The following is a 20,697-nucleotide window of genomic DNA, read 5'->3' as shown; positions in this document are numbered from 1 at the left end:
CCTTCTGGCTCGTCAGAAGACGTTACGTTTGGCCTGGCTGGCGCGTCAATGCTACTGCCTCGATGACGCCAACGTTCGGTATGCTGGCAAGCCCTCTGACATACGGCCATACAGGATGGACAGGTACACTGACAGCTATAGATCCGGTTAACAATATGGCTATCGTTATACTCGGTAACAGGCCACATTCACCAGTAGCGAATCCTGCTGTGTATCTTAATGTATTTGTCAGTGGTTTATTGCCAGCGGCAACATATGGATGGATTGTTGATCAGGTATATGGGGCGCTGAAATAATCCCGAAAAACAATTAAAAGGGACTCTATTGAGTCCCTTTTTTTAATTATAAATTGCATGTAAAGTAAAACCTACTATCATTGCTGGTATGGAAATAATCCATAATACTGCTTCTATTTTAAAACCAATAGTCAATTTTTTTGGCAAACTATTAATGTAATCATATTGCTCTTTTGTCATATCATGATTAGAAATTTTATTATATGGTAACATTAATGTTTCCATAATAAATCCGATCTTTGCAAAATATGCACCTGGCGTTGCTATTAAACTTGCCTCTTTTGCTAATGCTGCTGTTATTGGCAATCGTGAATATTTGTCAGTATAAAGCGAAACGATTTTCCTGTAGGCTATCTTATTAATAAATGAAATTATCATGATTAATAACATGCCAAACATAGAAAATGCCACTAGAAAAACAATAAAATGTGGATTGTTATTTAAAAAGTTTTTCATAAAGAATTTCCCCTCCAAAAGATTTACCTAAATCTTCAGCTCCTCCTTCAACTAGTTTAGCTGCTCCCATCGAAGCTCCAACCCCTGTAATTAAACATAGGCCAGCGCCTACTGCACCTACCTCAGAAGTTGCTATCCCCAAGATCCACATACAAGCTCCGCGGGCAGCCCATCCACTTGCACCACCAACAGCAGCACTTCCAATTTGCTTAAACCCAAATTTACTATATTCAGTAATAGCTGCTTTACGACATTCACTCTCACGCCCCTTAGAACATGCATCATAGACATTTGAAGTGTAACTTGCAAAATCTAAACCTATTCCTACATAGCCAACAGTTTTCATTATCTTCATAAGTTTGGCTGATTTTTCAATATATGACGCATATCCTTCTATGTTATCAACGCCTGTTCTATCCCAGCGGTGCATTATAGAGCTAGTTGATAAGCCTAATGCTCTTTTAATACTCTGATATTCACCTAAATTTAACTGTGATTTGGAAAATTTAGTTAAAACCAGATCTAGTTGTTTGAACAATCTTGCTCGTTGACCAAAAAACTCTTGACCTGAAATAACACCGTTATTGCGGTTGTAAGTATTTTTATATAAATCCTCAATTTCTACTAAAATTCTTTTGATTTCTTCGTAATAACTTTTTCCTATTTCACTGATATAGCCTAATCCATCGCCAGCTTTACCTAAATTATCGGCAAAAAGCTGATATGAAAATGCATCTACAGCCCCTCTATTATCATGCAATAACTTTGCTTCCTGAACAGTCAAAGGTTCTAATGCAGCATCAATTCTGTCTCTTGCTCGCTGTAGCGTCTCAACCTGTTCTGGTTCCTGCTTTTCAGGATCGACCACGATTAATATTGAGCCAGGCTTTTTCTTCATTTCTGGATTCAGTTGAGAATAGAGTTCTCGTGCTCCCGCTGGCGGCGTAGTGAAAAGATACGGTTCATAAGATGAGGGAGTCGCGCCATAGGGCAGTACGCAAAACCCTGCGTCTGCGGGTTCACGCTCCTCCTGCCGTACTGTAGGCGCTTCAGCAGGTTCTGTAACTGGGGCAACAGGTTTTGGTGCTGGTGATGATTTTGAGTGTACCGGGGAAGTGAGCCGGGTAGCACTCACAGAACTTTTAATAGCTTCAGATTCAAATCCGTAAATGCAATCACTAAAAGAGTTTATAAAATAGCATTTGCAGGGACACGTTCCCTTGCTATGTGCAGTTCCGGCTGCCTGAACACCATATATAAAATAATTGGGGATACCTCCTGCGATATGATAAACTTTTTTATCCGCACCACAAATATACTTATCACCCTTCCGTGCTGTAGCCTGGCCATGTATAGAATGAGTATCACATCCTTCTATAATACTACCACCACAAGTGGTTTTATCACCACGCACTAAAAAATATCCAGTACCCATAATGCTCTCACTTAATTAAAGTTAAATTTGCTGGATTATTGAAAATCCATTTTTTTTCCAAGTGGTAATATATTGACAATCGTCTATGCTGTTAGATTCCGATAAATTTAAATTATTATATGCAATTAAGGCTTGCTCCATAATGATTTTACTATTCGAGCTTGAGTGCAATTCAGTATAATCTTTGAAATTTGCAAATCTTGCTTTCCAGTATTTTTCAAAGTAGTCAACGACGCTTGAAGGTATTCTTAATATCGCATGGCCTTCTCCATTTGCTACAGCATTGGTATTATAGGTTATCGGAATTGTAACCTGTGCGAGGTGATAACCCGAATAAAGTAATTGATTATCTTTATTTGCCCAAAAACCTGCACTAAGTAATATATTATAATCATCAGTGTTTTTAACTCTCTGATTATGAATCATCATTTCTTTAATATTCAACTCATTCAAAGAATAAACCAACCATTTTTCTCTGAATGTTTTATCCAGATGAATGCTGTATATTGCCGCTTCTATTCTGGAACAAAACACCATGATCCCTTCCAATCCTTCATGGTATTTCCTCCAGAGAGGCTCTAACATTTGTTCTTGTTTATTTGTATTTCTGTTATATAAATCAACAACACGTCCAAGGACCCATAATTTATGTTGGCATATATATTGATGGATGGTTTTATCTTCCTGAAAAAAATACATGCGTGATTCATCTCCTTTCATTAAAAGCTGAGCGTCACACATTTCCATTATTTAATAATGTGGTAACGATCACACTAACAATAAAAAAAGCTTGGATTTTTTCATTAAAATTCAGGCCATAAATTGGTGTTCCATTAATAATCATCACGCAAATGATTCAGAGAGATTTTTGGTTCTCGACTATCTTTTCAATTTCTCTAAGCCCGTCAACTGATAATAATAAACTTATAGCCATTACCCATTTTTCAGTTGTTTCGCGTTTCTCAATGAGATAATCATATTAATAATAATGTTCTTTACTGATTTTTTTTGTTTACATACTGGTTTACAATGTCACGTTCCTTTTCAGTAAAATGCAGCATGCCAGACAGAGTTTTAAATGTACGGCGTAAATCTCGCATCGTGAATGGTTTGTCAAAATGCCTTCTGGTAAAATCATTAATATGCTTATTCCATGCATTACTATTAAGGCCAACTGTTGGCTTTTCAATACTGATAACGGAACTTCCCTTAATTTTTGTTGTATATCTTCAGTTGTTCTTCATAGTTAACATTAGGAAACAAGTAATCACTTTCTGGATATCGCGACGCTTGTTCGTCCAGAATTTGTTTTGCTTTGTCACATACAAATATAATTGTTCCGAACCCTGTTTTTGAGAGTTCTTTAGCCAGAACAATTTTATTTTGTTCCAGGTTAAACCTGCTTTTTTGTAAGTGACATAACTCAAATGGACGCTGCCCACATGTATAGATACCCAGCTCAATTAAAGCATGCACATCCGTTGGCAGTACGTATTTTTCATTTGCAAGTAGGGTTAACAAATTTTGCAATTCTTTAAAATCGAGATAACGCTCTCCGGGTGTTCCCGCTTTGAAATTATGAACATTCCGGACAGGATTTTGAGAAATCTGAAACTGCATCCCGTTAGAAACTGAATCGCTCATGGGATCGTTATCAGCTACAACACCCTACTCATACAGCGCATGAAGTTTATTTCTTACTTCCTTTGCTCTGAACATAAAATCTTGCTTTGTCCAGTGCTGTATGCAGCGTGTGATCTGCACAGATGTAATTTCATTTGCTATTTCGTCGCCAGTAAACAGCTTTAGTTTGATTAACTGTTCTAAGGGTGCGCCATACTGACCGATTGTACTGCGATGGCCTGAGCGCGATTTAAACGCAATGAAAGCGCTGAACAGTTCGCGCAGTGCTCCGGTGCGCATTTATTTACCCATTGCGTCAGAACGCGCCTGGTGCGCCATACCTGCCAGTTCAGCATAACGTTGTGTCGCCTGTTCGAGCGTGAAATGAGGCCAGTCTCCCAGGGTTTTAAACTTACGTTTGCCGCCAGCCTGAAAACGATAAACGAAAGATTTACGTCCTGAAGGGAAAATTTTGATACCTAACCGTCCGGCTCCCCTTGTACCGTCGTCACGGAAAACATAGTAAGCTGAATTTTTTGCGCGTAGTCCGCCGATCGCACTATCATTTAACCGTATCGTTGCTTTCTCCTTTTGCATAAGTGGTGCATACAATTTGCATAACAGCGGGTGTTGTTGTGGGTACTGTTACGTTGAAATCGTATGCATTCACTTGGAATTGCACAACTGTTAAATTTACTTGTTAATCATTAACTTATAATGATTTTGCGATTAAATTATGGTCGGTGATTTTGAATATTCCTCTCCCACAGGGAGAGGGAGCGTAGCCGCCACCCGGTGTTTGACTACCGCTCTCTCAGCGCCTCCTTCGCCCTGTTAAACGGCTTAATCAGATAGTCCAGCACCGTTTTCTCCCCGGTCTTAATATCTACCGTCGCGATCATCCCCGGGACAATCGAGAAGTGCCTGCCGGCCTTGTTCACCAGATAATCCTGGCTGGTACGAATAAACACCCGATAATAGAACACCTCGGGCTTGGCTTCGTCCTGAATGGTGTCCGGCGAAATGGTCTCCACCACCCCGTGCAGCCCGCCGTAAATGGCGTAATCGTAGGCGGTGATCTTCACCAGCGCCTCCTGATTAGGATGGATAAAGGCGATATCGCGCGGCGAAAGGCGGGTTTCAATCAGCAGGTGATCGTCCACCGGCACAATCTCCATCAGCTCGCCGTTAGGCGGGATTACGCCGCCGATGGTGGTGACTTTGATGTTTTTCACGATCCCGCGCACCGGGGATTTCACCGTCAGGCGGGTGACGGAATCCTCGCGGCCTTTCAGGATCGCCGACACCATATCCACCTCGGCGTTGGCCTTCGACAGCGCTTCCCGGGCCTGCACGTAATACTGGGAACGCACGTCGGTGAGCTTCAGCTCCAGGTCGCTTTTCTGGCGCTGCAGGCGCAGCACTTCCACGTGGCTGGCAGCCCCGGTTTTCACCAGCCGCTGGGTGATCGCCAGCTCCTTATTGGCGAGCGCCAGGGCGGAGCGCAGCTCACGCTGCGTGTCCTCCAGCTGCGCGCGCCGCGAGTTGTAGAGCCGCGTTTCGGCGGCGGTCAGGTCGGTCCATTTCTCCAGCGAAGGCGGGAACTTCAGCGGCAGATCGTTCACCTCAGCGTACAGACGGGCGCTGGAGGCCAGCGACGCGCGGTAGCGCGCCGCGCTTTCGCCAACGTTGGATTCCGAGCGGGTTGGATCAAGCCGCGCCAGCACCTGTCCGGCCTGCACCTGATCGCCTTCGTGCACGTTCAGCTCGGTGAGGATCCCCCCGTCCAGGGACTGCAGCACCTGCTCGCGCGAGCTGGGGATCACTTTACCGGTCCCGGTTGAGACTTCGTCCAGCACCCCGAACCACGCCCAGACGCCCAGCGCCACAAACATCAGCAGGGAGAAAAAAACAATGCGCCGGGCGCCCGTATACCCGCTTTCGGAGTCGAGCGCGTTATCCAGATCGTCCACTGCGGCAACGTCACGCTGACTGATTTTCATTTTTCCACTCCCGTCCGGTTGCCTGCTGCTGTTGCTGCATTCGGCTGTTGTTCAGCGCCTGCGCTTTTGGCGCATCCATCACCAGCATCCCGTCTTTGAGCACGACCACGCGCTCTACCAGATCCAGCACCGGCACGCGGTGGGTTGCAACCACCAGCGTGCGGTTGCCGAGCCAGGCTCCGAGACGCTGAATAAACTCCCGCTCGGTGTGTTCATCCAGGGAGGCGGTCGGTTCATCCATCAGCACGATATTCGGATCGCGCAGCAGCATTCGCGCCAGCAGAATGGACTGCCGCTGTCCGCCGGACAGCCCCACGCCGTTCTCCATAATCGGGTAATCCAGCCCCTTCGGCAGCTTCTGTACAAAGCTGGCCGCGCCGCACATCTCCAGCACCTCGAAGATCTCTTCATCGGTGGCGCGCGGCATCCCGAGCGTGATGTTCTCGCGCAGGGTGCCGTAAAACAGCCGCGCGTTCTGGGTCATAAAGCCGACGTTTCGCCGCACGTCCGCCACGTCCAGATGCGGCAGGCTGAGGTTATCCAGCCGCAGCTCGCCGCCGGCCAGATCCATGCCGCCCGCCATCGCCTGGAGCAGGGTGGATTTGCCCGCGCCGTTACGCCCGAGGATCGCCACTTTCTCGCCCGGCCTGATCTCCAGGCGGTTAATGCGCAGCGCCATACGCGGATCTTCAGGGTGATAGCGGAACTGCGCCTGCTCGAAAAGATAGTGGCCGCGCAGCACGTCCTGACGGATCGGCGTCTCTTCGCGCTGGTTCTCCGTCGGCAGCTGCATAATGCTATCCAGCCCCTCTTTGGCAGCCTTGACCTGCTGCCAGCGGGCCAGCACGCCGCACAGCGTCGCCATCGGGGCGATCATTCGCGAGGCCAGCATCGAGGCGGCCACCACCGAACCGGTGGTTAAGGTCCCGTCGATGACCATCGGGGCACCTACCACGATCACCCCGGCGTAGACCAGGCTCTGAATCGTCATCCCCCAGCTGATCAGGTTCTGCGTCAGCTCGCGGGTGCGCAGGCCGGATTCCGCGGTGATCTGGATATAGCTGTTCCACTGCTGCAAAAAGCGGTTTTCCGCCTGCATCAGCTTGATGTCCTCCAGCCCCTGCACGCTCTCCACCAGCACCGCGTTGCGCAGGGTCGATTCATGCGCCGACTGCTTCGCCAGCTCCGCCAGCTTCTTCTGCAGCAGCAGGCCGGGCAGGACCATGATCACCGCCGCCACCGGGGCGATCCACGCCAGCTGCGGCGCGATGATCGCAAGCACTATCACAAACAGGATAAAGAACGGCAGATCGACGATGGTGGAGATGGTGGAGGAGGTGACCATCTCGCGGATCTGCTCCAGCTCGCGCAGCTGGGAGATAAAGCTGCCGGTGGATCGCGGAATGGCGCTGTGGCGCAGCCGTAGCGCATGGCCGAACACGCGATCCGACACGCGCAGATCCGAGCGTTTGCCCAGCAGATCCATAATGTGCCCGCGCGCGACGCGCAGCACAAAGCCAAACAGCGTGGCGATCAGCACCCCGATGGTCAGCACGTAGAGCGTCGGGTAGGACTGGGCGGGGATCACCCGGTCATATACCTGCATGGAAAACACAATTCCCGAAAGGGAAAGCACGTTGATAAACAGCGCCGCCAGCATTACCCAGCTGTAGGGGCGCAGGTCGCGCATCACCAGCCGGTAGAGCCAGTCCGGGCGGTATTTTGAGATGTAGGCATCCACGCGGCTGTCCTTCAGCGCCGCCAGCGGCCGCAGGGCAATAACGTGGCGGATGGCGGGCAACATCGCGCTCATCGACAGGCGGTTGGTGTGCATTTTGTCGTCGAAGAAGCTGACCTCAAGCGTGTCTTCGCCGTCGAAATTATCGATCACGCCGATCTTTCCGTCGCTCAGCTCCACCACCACCGGCAGCCGCCAGCTGTTAATAGACTGCTGATCGGCCGTCAGCAGCTGAAACGTCAGCCCGGCTTCGCGGGCGAGCTGGGTCAGCGCGGGGACCATCGGTTTGCCCTTCAGCCACGGCGCGCCCGCGATCAGCGAGCCCGGCGAGCAGGCAACGCGATAGCGTGTCGCCACGTAGCCAAACGCCTGCGCCCACTGCTCCAGCGCCTCATCCGTCATGTTTTCACCCTGCGGGATATCGCGTTGCTTCATGGCTGGATCTCCACGGTCTGGATGGTGCGGTTTTCAAGATCGAACGCGTGACGCAGACGCCCGGTCTGGTAGAGGCAGTTCAGCTGAAGCTGATGCAGCTGTCCGGCGGTTTGCTGCTGGGTGAAGCGCGCCTGATAAACCTCCTGCTCGGCGTTGAGCACGTCGAGCAGCGGACGGGAGCCGAGATCGAGATACTGCTGCTGATACAGCTCGCGGGTGCGGGCGCTGAGCGCTTCCTGACGTCCCTGGATCTGTAGCGTGCTCATCAGGCTCATCACCTGGCTGCGCGCCTCAAGCAGCTTTTGCCGCACGTCGAGACGCGTGCGCTGGATGGCGGACTGGGCCGATTCAACCGCGTGTCCGGCAGCGTTGCGCCGGGCGGTGAGGCCGCCGCCCTGATAGAGCGGCATCTGCACTTTTACCCACGCGGAGTACTGGGTGCGGTCCCGCGTTTCGTTGCCGGAGTAGCGGTCGTTAAGATAGTGGCGGACTTCCGGCTCCAGCGAGACGGTAGGGGTCATCTGCGCGTTGGCATAGTCGAGATTGGCCTGCGCGACGTTGGCCTGCGCCCAGGCCGCTAAAACCGAGGGCACCAGGCGATCGTCCGGCTCGGCGATATCGCAGCTGCGGGCCAGGCTTTGCGGAAATTCATTGCTGACCGCGTTCAGGCTGTCCCAGCCCAGCATGCTCATCAGCGTGGCGCGAGAGCTGTCGAGGCTGGCCTGATACTGCATCAGCTGCGCGCGCGCGCCTTCGATACGGGCATCGGTCTGCACGACGTCCGAGAGCGACGTGGCCCCTTCGTCATTGCGCAGCTTCGTCAGCGAGCCGATGGAGGTCAGGGCATCCAGCTGCTCTTTGGCGGTACCCACCATCTGCTGCCAGGTCTGAACCTGCACCATGGCGATGGCGGTATCGTGGGCGATGGTGTCGATGCTCACCAGCACGTTGGCCTGCTGCTGGGCGACGCCCGCGTTTTCGGCGCGCACCTGGCTTGCGACTTTGCCGAAGTCGTAGAGCATTTGCGAAAGGGAAAGCACCAGCGACGGGGTAAAGCCGTTGTCGTCACCGTCGTGGGTATAGCCGTTATCCATGCCGGCGTTAATCTGCGGATAGTATTTCGATTTAGCGACGTCCACGTTTTCGCTCTGTTGATAGAGTTTGCCGACGGCTTCACTGATGGCAGGATGCCAGCTCACGGCGCGGTTAACGGCGTCGTCCAGCCGTAGCGTGCCGGGGGCGGCTTTGCTGGCAACGGGCGCCACGCGGCCATTTAACGAGGGGAGTTCCTGCGTTTCGCTTAATTGTCCGGTATTAATCATCGCCGCAGGATTTGCCGCGATAGCGGGCACAGATATCAGGCAGCACGAGAGCCACCAGTAAGGCATCTTCTTTCCCATGTCTTGTCCCTAATAAAAGAGTACTGCTTTATTGTTTATGCCCGGGCGCTGCGCGCCCGGGTCATTTACTGCACGTGCTATCAGGTAATGATGTGTTGTTGGTTAACAAGCTCGTCGTAGGTGGTCTGAACGTTATCAAGCGTAACGAGCGTAGATTTAGTGTAGGCGGCTCCCGTGCCGTCACGGTCGATGGAGATCACAGTATTGCCACCGCTTTGTGAAACAGAGACATAGTTCCCAAGCGTCGACGCGCTACCGTTCCAGCCCACCAGCAGATCGCCAATGTCGATCTTGTCTCCCTGCGCCAGGGAGAAGTTCGTCCAGTGGTCGCCTCCGGCGCTGGTGATGTTGCCCCCCGTCGCGTTACCCGCCGTATTGTTCAACACCTGATAAATCAGGGTGTCGCCGTAGGCCGTGCCGCTAATCAGATCGTTATGCTCCGAACTGACAAATTTCGGCGCCATGTTGATGGTCAGCGACGCGGTATCTTTGGTGCCGTTGGCGTCGGTCAGGGTGTAGTTAAAGACCTCCTTGCTGGTGATGGACGAGAACGATACCCCCGGGTTGAGCGTGTAGGTGTAACTGCCGTCGGCGGCAATCGCCAGCGTGCCGTAGTGGCCCGTGATGTTGACCTGCGTGCTGCCGCTGTACGGATCGAGCGTTGTGGTAACGCCGTCGTAGCCGGTAATGCTCACGCGGGTATCCACCGAGTGCAGCTGGTCCATCGCGCCCGCGGAGCCGGTACCGTCAAAGATATTGCCGTCAACGGTGTGGGTGCCCGTGGCGTCGAACTGCGACAGCGAATAGCTGGTGCCGGTCACGCTTGGGGTGATGGTGATATTTCCTGCCGCCAGCGGCCCCATTTTGCCGGTGTAGTTCAGGGTATAGGTTCCCGCTTCCAGGTCGAGACCCGTCAGGTTGATGGTGGCCCTGCCGCCCAGCAGCAGCCCGCCGTTGAACGAGCCGTTTCGGATGGTGGTGGTGCCGTTGGTCAGCGTCCAGTCAACCGTTAATCCGCCAAGCGACAGCAGCGAGGCGACGTTAAACGTCAGAACCACGTTGTGCAGCGCGGTATTGGCATCCACCACAAAGGTACCGGTGCCGCTACCCTGCGTTGAGGAGAGCAGCGCGGCGTTCCAGCTCGCCGACCCCACCGTGGTATCCGAGTACGCGGCGGTGCGGTGCACCGAGTTCACGTCCATCACCGAGCTGACATCGTTCACCGCGTCCATTGGGCGCGCGGTTGGGGTGATGTTCAGCGATGCCGTGTCTTTCGAACCGTCAGGCGCGGTGATGGTGTAGACGAAGGTATCCGGCGTGCTGATTTGGTCAGCGCCGACGCCGCTCTTCAGGGTATAGGTGTACTCCCCGGCGGCGTTGATGCTCAGCGTACCGTACTCGCCGGTAATCTGCGTCAGGCCGCTGCCGTTCACCGCCACGCCGTTAACCTGCGTGACCAGGGTGCCTGCTGGCGCAACATCATCCGACAGCACGTCCCCGGTGGTGGTCTCGCTCACGCTTGCCACGCTGTAGACATGATCCTGCAGCACGTTGAGCGTGTAGGCCGTCAGCGCGGTGATCCCCGCCGCCGTATTCAGCAGGAACAGGTACTCGCCCGCCGGCAGATTCAGCGTCAGCTGCGGTGAGGTCCCGCCCAGCAGCGGCGCGCGCAGCCAGCCCGGTTCAACGCGCATCTGCTCGAAGGTCTGCGTCGCATTGTTGAACTTATAGATGTAGAGGTCGAACACCGAGGCCAGCGCCACGCCGCCAACGGACGCCTGAACGGTCATGGTGCGGGTGGTGCCTTCCTCGACGGTGTAGATGATCGGGTTAGCCAGATCGTCCAGCAGGTTCAGCCCGAGCGTATTGCCAAGGTTGATGCCCACCAGGGTAAATCCGCCCTGCGAGGACGCGCCGTTGTTGATGGCCTCCACGGTGGTATCGAAGGTCAGCGAGGCGGTATCGTCCACGGCCACGATGCTGCTGCTGGTGGTTCCGTCGCCCAAGGAGAGCACCAGATTTGCCGAGGCGCTGGTGCCGTTATGGGTGATGGTGTAGGTGAAGTTCTCCGTGCGGCCAATGACCGCGGCGCTGGTGTTGGTCAGGTTGTAGGTATAGCTGCCGTCCAGGTTGATGGTCAGCGTACCGTACAGCCCCTGAATCACCGTGCCGTCAGCCGTGACGCTGGTGGTGGTGCCCTGGGCGTTGGTGACCGCGGTGACGGTGGTGCCCGCCGGGGCATTGTCGCTGCCTGCGGTCGGATCCACGTCGGTGATCACGTTACCGGCAAGGCTGGTATCGCCGGACACGGTGCCCGCGCTGGTCTCCTTCACCGCCACGTCGAGGCTGGTGTAGGAGCCGGTTGCCAGCAGGTTGGTGTTATAGCTGAGAACGCGATACTGGCCGTTCGCCAGCCCGGCCAGGTTCAGCGATACGCCCGTGGCGCCGAGGGTCAGCAGGTCAGCGAACTGCGGCTGCCCGGTATCGACCACGGTGGTCCAGGTATTGTTGGCGGCGTCGAAGCGCTGCACCACCAGCTCAAGGGTATTGAGCAGGGAGAGCACGGCACCCGTGGCGTTGGCGTTCACGGCAATATCCGCGCTGCCGCCGCTGCCAACGGTGAAACCAACCTGCGCGGTGTCGTTGCCGAGCAGCGTCAGCACGTTACCCACCGCACCCACCAGCAGGAAACCGTAGTCGCTGTACTGCGAATTGGTCACCGTGGCGGTGGTGGTGAGCGCCAGCTCTTCGACGTTGGTGCTGGCCGACAGCGGCACGATCGGCGCCAGGGCTGAGCCCGGCAGCGAGACGTTGCCTGCCGGATCGGTAGCGGTGATCTGCAGCGTCTGACCTTCCGTCTGTTTATTGAGGAAGGTGTAGCTCCAGGTACCGTTGCCGTCCGCCGTGGCGGTGACCGTTGAATTGTCCGCCAGGCGGATGGTGACGGTGCTGCCCGCTTCGGCGCTGCCGGTCAGGACGCTGCCGTCCGCGTTGAAGGTCCCGGTCGGGGCCGCTGGCGCAGTGAGATCGACAATGACGGTGGTCGGGGTTGAGATCGGGCTGGTGCCTGAACCGTTGCCCGCCGTGGCGGTGAAGGCATGCGGGCCTTCACTCAGCGCTGGCGTGGTGAAGCTCCAGCTACCGTTGACGTCCGCGGTGACCGTACCCATCACTACCCCGTTGTTGTACAGGGTGATGGTCGCGTTCGGCTGCGCCGTGCCGCTCAGGGTTGGCGTAGTGTCGTCGGTGGTTTTACCGTTGGTCAGGTTGCCGGTAACCGTGCCGACGTTATCGTTGATGGTGGCGATAACCGGGGCGTCCGGGATGGTCGTGATCGGCGCAATCACCGAGGTCGTTACGCCCGCGTTCCCGGCCTTATCCGTCGCATAGACAATCAGCGACTCCCCGCCGTTTTGCGGCGGATTGATGGTGGCGCTGAAGCTTCCGCTACCGTCCGCGACGGCCGTACCGAGCACCGTTCCGGTGCTGGTGGTGATGGTGACGGTACTGCCAGCTTCCGCCGTACCGGTAACCAGCGTACCGTTGGCGATCACCGCCAGACCGGCTGGCGCAGGTGGTGGCGTCAGGTCGACGTTCAGCGTAATAACCGGCGACGGCGCGCTGGTATTGCCCGCGGCGTCGGTGGCGGTCACGGTGAGGTTATGTGGTCCTTGGGCCAGTACCGTGGTCTGCGGCAGCGTCCAGCTGCCGTTGGCGTCGGCGGTCACCGTTCCAATCAGCGTCGTGCCGTCGTAAATGCGCACGGTGGAATTGGCTTCCGCCGTACCGTTTAGCGTCGGACGCGCGTCGTTGGTTGGGTTGGTGCCGGTTACCGGGCCGGTGATGCTGCCCACATCATCCACAATCGAGGTGATGGCCGGTGCGACAGGAGCCGTGGCGTCCACGTTGATGGTGTACCCCCCGGTCTGCGCGCTGGCGTTGCCCACCGCGTCGGTGGCGGAGAAGGTCAGGTTATGCGGACCGTCAGCCAGCGGCGTCGACGGCGTGAACGTCCACGCGCCGCCGGTGGCGACAGCGGTGCCAATCTGTACGCCATTGTCAAAGATGGTTATCGTCGCCCCGGCTTCCGCCGTGCCGGTCAGCGTTGGTCGGGCATCGTTGGTTAATCCGCCGCTGGCGATCGGCGTTGCGTTATTACCGACGTCATCGGTAATGCTGATCAGCACCGGCAGCGCAGGCGGCGCGGTATCAACGGTCAGGCTGAAGCTGGCGGACGGATCGCTGGTGTTGCCCGCCTGGTCCGTTACTTCTGCGGTAAAGGTGTGTGGCCCGTCGCCCAGCGGCGCGGTGATATCGACGGTCCAGTTGCCGTTGGCATCGGCCGTACCGGTGCCTACCAGCGTGGTGCCCTCATAGATATTCACCGTTGCCAGCGGTTCGCTGGTTCCCACCAGTCGAGGCTGGGTATCGTTCGTGGCCTGCCCGGCACCGATCGCTCCCGTGACGGTACCGACATCGTCAATTGCCTGGGTGATAACAGGCGCGACGGGCGCGGCGGTATCCACAACCAGCGTGAAGCCCGGTGAGGCAGGGCTGACGTTGCCCGCGGCGTCGGTTGCCGTGGCGGTCCAGGTGTGGCTGCCGTTTGCCAGCGTGCCGGGGGTAAAGCTCCAGACGCCGTTTGCGTCCGCCACGGCGGTACCCACTTCACGACCGCTTTCATAAATGGTGATGGTCGCGTTGGCCGCCGCGGTGCCGTTCAGCGTTGGCGTGGTGTCGTCCGTGCTCTGCCCGGAGGCGACCGGGCCCAGCACGGTACCGACATCGTCGGTGGCCGGGGTAAAGGCCGGCGCCTCGGGCACTGACGTATCCACCGTCAGGTTGAACGCTGGCGATGTTGGCCCGGTATTGCCTGCAGCATCGGTGGCGTTAAAGGTAATGGCGTGCGGCCCTTCGCCCAGTTCGGTGGTCGGCGTAAAGGTCCAGGTGCCCTGGGCGTTGACCACCGCCGTGCCGATTTCCACATCATCGACAATCACGTGTACCGTTGAGCCCACTTCGCCGGTGCCGGTGAAGGTAGGACGGGTATCGTTCGTGGAGCCGTCGGTGACGATGGTTCCGGTACCCGGCGCGGCGTCGTCAATCACCGAGGCCACGGCCGGTGCCGCCGGGCCGGTGGTATCGACCGTAAAGGCGAATACCGGCGAGTTGGCAGACACGTTTCCAACGTCATCGCTGGCGTTGACGCGCAGGCTGTAAGTCCCGTCCGGGAGGATCGGATCCGGCGTAAAGGTCCAGTTGCCGCTGCCGTCAACCGTGGCGGTACCAATCTCCACGCCGTTGTTCAGCACGTGAATGGTGGTACCCGCCTGGCCGGTACCGCTGAGGGTTGGCGTGGCGTCATTGGTGACCTGTCCGGCGGTAAGCGGGCCGGTTACGCCACCCGGGGCGTTGTCGCTGACCGTAGCGATCGTCGGCACTTGTGGCGCGGTAAGATCGATTTCGACGCTCCAGGCGTTGGACGGCTGGCTGACGTTGCCCTGCGGATCGGTCGCTCTGACGGTAAAGCTATGCGTTCCTTCGCCGAGTGCGGTTTCTGGGGTAAATGTCCAGGCCCCGGTTCCGTCCGCTGCCACGGTGCCAATCTGCGTGGTGCCGTCAAAAATGGCGACGACGCTGTTCGGCTCTGCGGTACCGGTCAGGGTTGGCGTGGCGTCGTTGGTCGGATCGCCGCTTGGGACAGGCGTTGCGGCATTGCCGGCGTTATCCGTCACGCTGGCGATCACCGGCGTGGTGGAAACGGTATCGACGACGATGGTGATGCCCGCCGACGCTGCGCTCTCGTTGCCGGCCGGATCGGTGGCCGTCACGGTGAGCGTGTGGCTGCCGTCATCCAGCGCTGGCGGCGTATAGCTCCAGGTGCCGGTCGGCCCTACGAGGACGGTGCCCAGCGGGTTGCCGTTGCTGTATACCGTAATGGTGTCCCCGGCGGTGCCCGTGCCGGTAAGGGTAGGGCGATTGTCGTTGGTGCTCTGCCCGTCGCCGACCGGACCGGTGACGGGACCGACGTCATCGGTCACCGCGCCGATGGCTGGCGCGGTTGGATCGGTGAGGTCGACGGTGACGGAGGCGACCGGCGAGCGGCCGCTGGTGGCGCCGGTGGTGATATTCGTGGCGGTCACTTCAAAGGTGTGTGAGCCTTCCGCGAGCGGCAGCAGCGGCGTGTAGCTCCAGTTACCGTCTGCATCCGCAACAACGCTGGTCAGCGGAACCAGCACCCCATCCTGATAAATGGCGATGACGCTACCCGGATCGGCGGTGCCGGTAAGGATTGGCTGGGTATCGTTAGTGGTTTTGTCCTTCACATTCCCAGTGACCGGATCGACGTCGTCGTTGATCGCCGTAATCACCGGCACCGCTGGCAGAATAAGCGGGGAGTCCGGTACGTCAAAGGTGGTTGTCGGGCCTTCATTGCCTGCCGCGTCCGTGGCGGTGATCTCAAGTGTGGTCGTATCCAGCTGGGCCGGGGAGAGGGCGATGGAGAAGTTACCTCCCGTCGCGACCCCGGTCCCGATGATATTGCCGTTAGCGTCACGAACCGTCACCGTCACGCCATCTTCCGCCTCACCGGTCAGCGGCGTGCCCTGCGCGGCAATGGCGATGTTCTCTGGCGCTGCCGGAGCCTGGGTATCCACCGTCACGCTGAGATCGCCGGAGCTGGCGGAAGTATTCCCCGCCGCGTCGCTCGCGGCAACCGAGAAGGTGTGCGCCCCGTCCGCCAGCGCGGGGTCTGCGGTCCAGGACCATGTCCCGTCCGGCTGAACCACCACGACAACCGGCGACGGTGCGCCGTCCACGGAAACCGTTACGGTTGATCCCGGCTCGCCAATCCCGGTAAGGGTAGGCGTGCCGTCGCGGGTATAGAGAACGTTATCCGTCAGCTGGCTGTCGGCCACCGCGTCAATTTGCGGCACGGTCGGTGCCTGCGTATCGACCGTCACCGTAAAGAGCGGGCTGGTTGGGCTGAGGTTGCCCGCACCGTCTACCGCCGCCACGGTGATGTTCAGCGGGCCGTCGGTCTGCGCTGATAAGGTGTAAGTCCATGCACCATCAACGATCGGAACGCGCGCCACCTCCACGCCGTTGTTGTAGACGATTACCGTCTCACCGCTGGTGCCGGTGCCGCCCATGGTCGGCGTGGTGTCGCTGATGGAGCCGCCGTTCTGCGCGCCGCCGATGGCGCTGATGGTCGGGGTATCCGCCGCGACGGTATCCACCGTAATCGAAATGCCTGCCGATGGAGCCGATTCGTTACCCGCCTCATCGGTAGCGGTGGCCGTGTATTCGTGCGTCCCTTCACCAACGTTGGCGTCAGGACGCCAGGTCCAGTTGCCGTTACCGTCTACAGTAACGCTGCCTACGGCCTGCGGCTCGCCGGTGCCCACCTGGTCATAGATGGTGATCACGTCGTTCGGCGTGCCGGTGCCGCTAAGGACCGGACGCGGATCGTTGGTGGAGCCGCCATCGGCCACCGGGCCGGTGATCTGGCTCACGCTGTCCGTCACTACCGGAACGCCCGGTGCGGCAGGCGCGTCGCTGTCAATGGTGATGGTTACCGGCGTGGACGGGGCGCTTTCGTTACCCGCGCTGTCCTGATTGGTCACCGTCAGGGAGAGATCGTAGGTGCCGTCAGGGAGCGGATCGTCCGGCGTCCAGCTCCAGTTCCCGTCGGCATCGATCTCTGCTTCACCAATTTTGGTGCCGCCATCGTAAATGTTCACCGTATCCCCCGGCGTACCCGAGCCGCTCAGGGTCGGCGTGGTGTCGCGGGTGGTTTCACCCGGGTTCAGGGCCGTGCCTGGGGAGCTGCCGTCCGGGTTAACGGTGATGTCAGGAATGCCCGGCGTCGCGGGCGCGGTGGTGTCAATCGCCAGCTCAAACGGTGGAGATATGGTGGTGTTTCCCGCCGCATCGGTGGCGTGAACCGTCAGCGAATGCGGGCCGTCCGTCAGCGGCGTGGTGGGCGTAAAGCTCCAGCCGCCGCTGCCGTCAAGCACGGCCGTGCCGAGCAGGGTTGTACCGTCGTAAATAGTGATGGTGGTGCCTTCCGGCGCGGTGCCCTGCAGCTGCGGCAGGGTGTCGTCGGTGGTGTCTCCGCTGTTGAGCGGAAGCTGCACGGGACCGACGTTGTCGGAGACGGCACCAATCGTGGCTGCCGGCGGCGGGGTGGTGTCAACGGTAAGGGTAAAGCCTCCGGACGATGCGCTGGCGTTGCCTGCCGCATCGCTCGCGATGACGGTGAAGGTGTGCTGACCGTCTTCTAATGGCTCGTCTGGGGTGAAGGTCCATGCCCCGGCGCTGTTAACGGAAGCGGTACCGATATCCTGTCCGTCCAGGCGGATCGTCACGGTGGTGCCCGGCTCGCCGGTTCCGCTCAGGGTTGGGAGCGTGTCGTTGGTGGTGCCATTGGTGTCCAGCGGCCCGGTGCGGTCCGGCACGTCATCAATGACCTGGGTAATTGCCGGGACGGCCGGAGCGGAGGTATCCACCGTGATGCTCCAGGTGTTTGACGTCCCGCTGAGGTTATTGTTGGCGTCAACCGCCGTCGCCGTCAGAACGTGCCCGCCGTCGGGAAGATCCGCTTCCAGCGTGATGGACCACTGGCCGTCAGGCCCAACCACCGCGGTGCCAATCTCAGCGGTGCCGCTGTAGAGGGTGATCGTGGTGCCGGGCTCGCCCGTTCCGTTAATGGTTGGGGTTTTGTCGTTGGTGAGACCGTTCTGGCTGACGGAGCCGGTGACGCCGGGCGCATCATCCACCACGCCGGTGATAACCGGGGTTTGTGCCGCGGTGATATCCGGCGCGTCAAACGGCGCGGTCGGGCCGGTGTTGCCTGCGGCGTCAGTGGCATCCGCGGTCAGCGCTTCGCCGTTGGCTTTCGGCGGGATCAGGTCAACGCTGAAATTACCCTCATCGTCCGCGACCGCTTCACCGACCTTCACGCCGTTTTCACGGATGGTGACGGTGCTGCCCGGCTCGGCGGTACCGGTTACCGTCGTGCCGTCTGGAGAAATCACCACGTTTTCCGGAGCCAGCGGATCGGTGGTATCCGGCGCGTCGGCATAGCCAGACGGGCTGGTGTTGCCGCTGCCGTCGGTAGCCGTCACCTCAAGGGCTTCGCCGTTGGTCTGCGGTGGGGAAATCGGGATGGTGAAGGTGCCGTCCGGCCCCGCGGTGGCTTCGCCGATGATGGTACCGTCCGGCGCCCTGATCGTAATGGTGCTGTTTGGCTCGGCGGTGCCGCTGACGCTTCCACCGTTTTCTGCCACCACAAGGTTGCCCGGCGCGGCAGGCGCGGTGATATCCGCCGCGTTAACCACTGCCGGCTGGCTCTGGTTGCCTGCGGCATCGGACGCGACCACGGAAATAATCTCGCCGTTGGTTTGCGCAGGGTTCAGGTTGGCGACGTAGTTGCCGTTGCTGTCGGCGGTAGCTTCGCCGATTTTCAGCCCACTGTTGTTGGTGATAACGATTTTACTGCCCGGCTCGGCGGTACCGGTGATTTGCGTGCCTGCGGAATTGATCGTCGCTGCGGGCAGCGGAGGCGGCGTGAGATCGACGGTGAAGTTGAGCGGCTGAGACATGCCGCTCTGGTTTCCTGCCGCATCGGTTTCGCGCAGGGTGATCGAGTGTGGCCCCTCCGCCAGCGGAGCGGCTGGCGTGATGCTCCACGTGCCGTCAGGCAGAACGGTGGTGCTGCCGATGGCAACGCCGTTATCGTAAATCGTGATGGTGCTGCCGGGTTCCCCTCTGCCCGTCAGCCGGGGCTGCGACTCGTCGGTAAACTGCCCGGCGGTAATCGCGCCTTTCAGCCCCCCGGTATCGTCGTTAACGATAAATCCTGTCGGCGCTGCCGGAGTGGTGACGTCCACCGTCACGGTAAAGGCCGGAGAAGCCGGACCGGTGTTTCCGGCCACGTCGGTGGCGCGCACGGTCAGCTGGTGGCTGCCTTCGCTCAGGTTCACCGACGGCGTAAAGCTCCAGCTTCCGTTGCTGCCGACGACAGCCGTACCAATGGCAACGCCGTTGTCATAGATGGTGATCGTAGAGCCGGCTTCTGCCGTGCCAGTAAGCTGTGGACGCGGGTCGTTGGTGGTGCTTCCGCTCCCGAGCGTGCCGGTATTGGGCGCAACATCATCGGTAATGCCGGTGATAGCCGGGGCGCCCGGCGCGACCGTATCAACCACGAAGGTCACCGCCGTGGACGGCGAGCTGATATTGCCTGCGGCATCGGTTGCGGTGGTGGTAATCGAGTGGCTGCCTTCAGCCAGGTTGGTTGCTGGGGTAAAGCTCCATTTCCCGCTGGCGTCGGCCGTGACGGTGCCGATCGGTTTGCCGTTGTCGTAGAAGGTAATGACGGTACCGGCTTCACTGATACCGCTGAACGTCGGGCGTGCATCGTCGGTACGCTGTCCGTTGCTCAGCGGGCCCGCTTCGGTACCCACGCTGTCGGTAACGGTGACGATCTCCGGCGCATCCGGTGCGGTCAGATCCGGCGCGGTCACCTGACCTCCCTGGCTGGCGTTTCCGGACGGATCGGTGGCGATGGCGGTAATCTTTTCGCCGTTGGTGAGCGGCGTACCGAGCTCAATGGTAAATTTCCCGTCGCTGCCCGCCTTGCCTGTCCCGACCGTGTTGCCATCGGCATCCTTCAGCGTGATGGTACTGCCAGGCTCGGCGCTGCCGGTAACGGTTTTGCCGTCCGGGGAGAATTGCAGGTTGGTTGGCGCGTCCGGTGGCGTGGTGTCAGGTTCGGTAGGGTTGCCCGGACCCGGATTGCCGGGGTTCGGGTTATCGTCATCGTCGTCCCCGCCGCCTCCGCCGCCGGAGCCTGCCGCAATGGCGATCCCGCCTGCGGCGGCCAGGCCGCCCAGCACCCATGGCCATACGGCTGCGCCGCCCGCGTCGCTCCCGGATGCCGCCAGCAACGCGTCCGTGGAGGCGATGGATTCATAGGTAGCGGCACCGGTTGGATCGTCAATCCACCACAGCGCACCGTCGCTTTCCTGGAGCACCAGCTGGCTCACGCCCTGCGCATCCGTGACGAAAAAATTCTTCAGGGTGATCACTTCGCCCGATTGCAGGGTAATCACCAGATCGTTTCCGCTGCGGGAGTAATCTGCGATGTCGGCTCGATCCACGTTAAGCTTAACGATTGAGGAATTATCGAGTGTTATCTGTGTCCCTTCCGTGGTCGTTTCCACGCCAGTTAATTTAGATATAACAGATATTTGGCTCATACAGTTATTACTCCAGCAGAGTTATTGGTTACGGCGTGTCAATTAAGGCC

At 58.0% G+C, this 20,697-nt stretch carries 10 protein-coding genes and 1 pseudogene; 1 reads left to right on the top strand and 10 read right to left on the bottom strand.

Features of this window, described 5'->3' with window-relative positions; translation table 11 throughout:
* Positions 1-9 precede the first annotated feature (9 nt).
* Positions 10-296: pseudogene (locus OWK27_RS20620) on the top strand (serine hydrolase); the annotation flags it as partial.
* A 42-nt stretch (positions 297-338) separates the two neighbouring features.
* Here OWK27_RS20620 and OWK27_RS20615 read toward each other — a convergent pair.
* The 10 genes from OWK27_RS20615 to OWK27_RS20570 all read right to left on the bottom strand — a co-directional run bounded on the left by OWK27_RS20615 (position 339) and on the right by OWK27_RS20570 (position 20,647).
* Positions 339-752 carry a hypothetical protein gene (locus OWK27_RS20615; RefSeq protein ID WP_193356672.1) on the bottom strand — a complete coding sequence of 138 codons (414 nt, stop codon included), beginning with the start codon at positions 750-752 and terminating at the stop codon, positions 339-341.
* The gene (locus tag OWK27_RS20610; protein ID WP_267591116.1) at positions 733-2,187 is read right to left on the bottom strand and encodes a PAAR domain-containing protein; all 1,455 of its coding nucleotides are present in this window, start codon (positions 2,185-2,187) and stop codon (positions 733-735) included. Before OWK27_RS20610 ends, OWK27_RS20615 begins: the two co-directional genes overlap by 20 nt.
* Before the next feature lie 21 nt (positions 2,188-2,208).
* Positions 2,209-2,886 (bottom strand): hypothetical protein, encoded by a 678-nt coding sequence (locus tag OWK27_RS20605; RefSeq protein ID WP_267591115.1) that lies wholly within the window; start codon positions 2,884-2,886, stop codon positions 2,209-2,211.
* 510 nt (positions 2,887-3,396) lie between these two features.
* The gene (locus OWK27_RS20600; protein ID WP_242171329.1) at positions 3,397-3,831 is read right to left on the bottom strand and encodes a tyrosine-type recombinase/integrase; all 435 of its coding nucleotides are present in this window, start codon (positions 3,829-3,831) and stop codon (positions 3,397-3,399) included.
* A 24-nt stretch (positions 3,832-3,855) separates the two neighbouring features.
* Positions 3,856-4,110: a hypothetical protein gene (locus OWK27_RS20595; RefSeq protein WP_242171337.1), complete on the bottom strand. Its 255-nt coding sequence runs from the start codon at positions 4,108-4,110 to the stop codon at positions 3,856-3,858.
* The gene (locus tag OWK27_RS20590; RefSeq protein WP_242171341.1) at positions 4,111-4,407 is read right to left on the bottom strand and encodes an Arm DNA-binding domain-containing protein; all 297 of its coding nucleotides are present in this window, start codon (positions 4,405-4,407) and stop codon (positions 4,111-4,113) included.
* 206 nt (positions 4,408-4,613) lie between these two features.
* Positions 4,614-5,813 carry an HlyD family efflux transporter periplasmic adaptor subunit gene (locus OWK27_RS20585; protein ID WP_267591114.1) on the bottom strand — a complete coding sequence of 400 codons (1,200 nt, stop codon included), beginning with the start codon at positions 5,811-5,813 and terminating at the stop codon, positions 4,614-4,616.
* Positions 5,794-7,986 (bottom strand): type I secretion system permease/ATPase, encoded by a 2,193-nt coding sequence (locus OWK27_RS20580; RefSeq protein ID WP_148421425.1) that lies wholly within the window; start codon positions 7,984-7,986, stop codon positions 5,794-5,796. The genes OWK27_RS20585 and OWK27_RS20580 overlap by 20 nt, the downstream gene beginning before the upstream one ends.
* Positions 7,983-9,386 (bottom strand): TolC family outer membrane protein, encoded by a 1,404-nt coding sequence (locus OWK27_RS20575; protein WP_148421427.1) that lies wholly within the window; start codon positions 9,384-9,386, stop codon positions 7,983-7,985. Before OWK27_RS20575 ends, OWK27_RS20580 begins: the two co-directional genes overlap by 4 nt.
* A gap of 80 nt (positions 9,387-9,466) precedes the next feature.
* Positions 9,467-20,647, bottom strand: a complete 11,181-nt coding sequence (locus tag OWK27_RS20570) for a BapA/Bap/LapF family large adhesin (RefSeq protein WP_267591113.1) — start codon at positions 20,645-20,647, stop codon at positions 9,467-9,469.
* Positions 20,648-20,697: the final 50 nt, after the last annotated feature.

This window comes from Enterobacter cloacae complex sp. 2022EL-00788, assembly GCF_026627565.1.
Lineage (GTDB): Bacteria > Pseudomonadota > Gammaproteobacteria > Enterobacterales > Enterobacteriaceae > Enterobacter > Enterobacter pasteurii.
Note: the sequence above shows the minus strand (reverse complement) of the source record. Positions and strands in the feature narration are given on the sequence as shown.

Coding starts and splice junctions, on each gene's coding strand:
- OWK27_RS20615 (WP_193356672.1), bottom strand. CDS start 752: ATGAAAAACTTTTTAAATAACAATCCACATTTTATTGTTTTTCTAGTG.
- OWK27_RS20600 (WP_242171329.1), bottom strand. CDS start 3,831: ATGAGCGATTCAGTTTCTAACGGGATGCAGTTTCAGATTTCTCAAAAT.
- OWK27_RS20585 (WP_267591114.1), bottom strand. CDS start 5,813: ATGAAAATCAGTCAGCGTGACGTTGCCGCAGTGGACGATCTGGATAAC.
- OWK27_RS20570 (WP_267591113.1), bottom strand. CDS start 20,647: ATGAGCCAAATATCTGTTATATCTAAATTAACTGGCGTGGAAACGACC.
- OWK27_RS20575 (WP_148421427.1), bottom strand. CDS start 9,386: ATGGGAAAGAAGATGCCTTACTGGTGGCTCTCGTGCTGCCTGATATCT.
- OWK27_RS20595 (WP_242171337.1), bottom strand. CDS start 4,110: ATGCGCACCGGAGCACTGCGCGAACTGTTCAGCGCTTTCATTGCGTTT.
- OWK27_RS20610 (WP_267591116.1), bottom strand. CDS start 2,187: ATGGGTACTGGATATTTTTTAGTGCGTGGTGATAAAACCACTTGTGGT.
- OWK27_RS20590 (WP_242171341.1), bottom strand. CDS start 4,407: ATGCAAAAGGAGAAAGCAACGATACGGTTAAATGATAGTGCGATCGGC.
- OWK27_RS20580 (WP_148421425.1), bottom strand. CDS start 7,986: ATGAAGCAACGCGATATCCCGCAGGGTGAAAACATGACGGATGAGGCG.
- OWK27_RS20605 (WP_267591115.1), bottom strand. CDS start 2,886: ATGTATTTTTTTCAGGAAGATAAAACCATCCATCAATATATATGCCAA.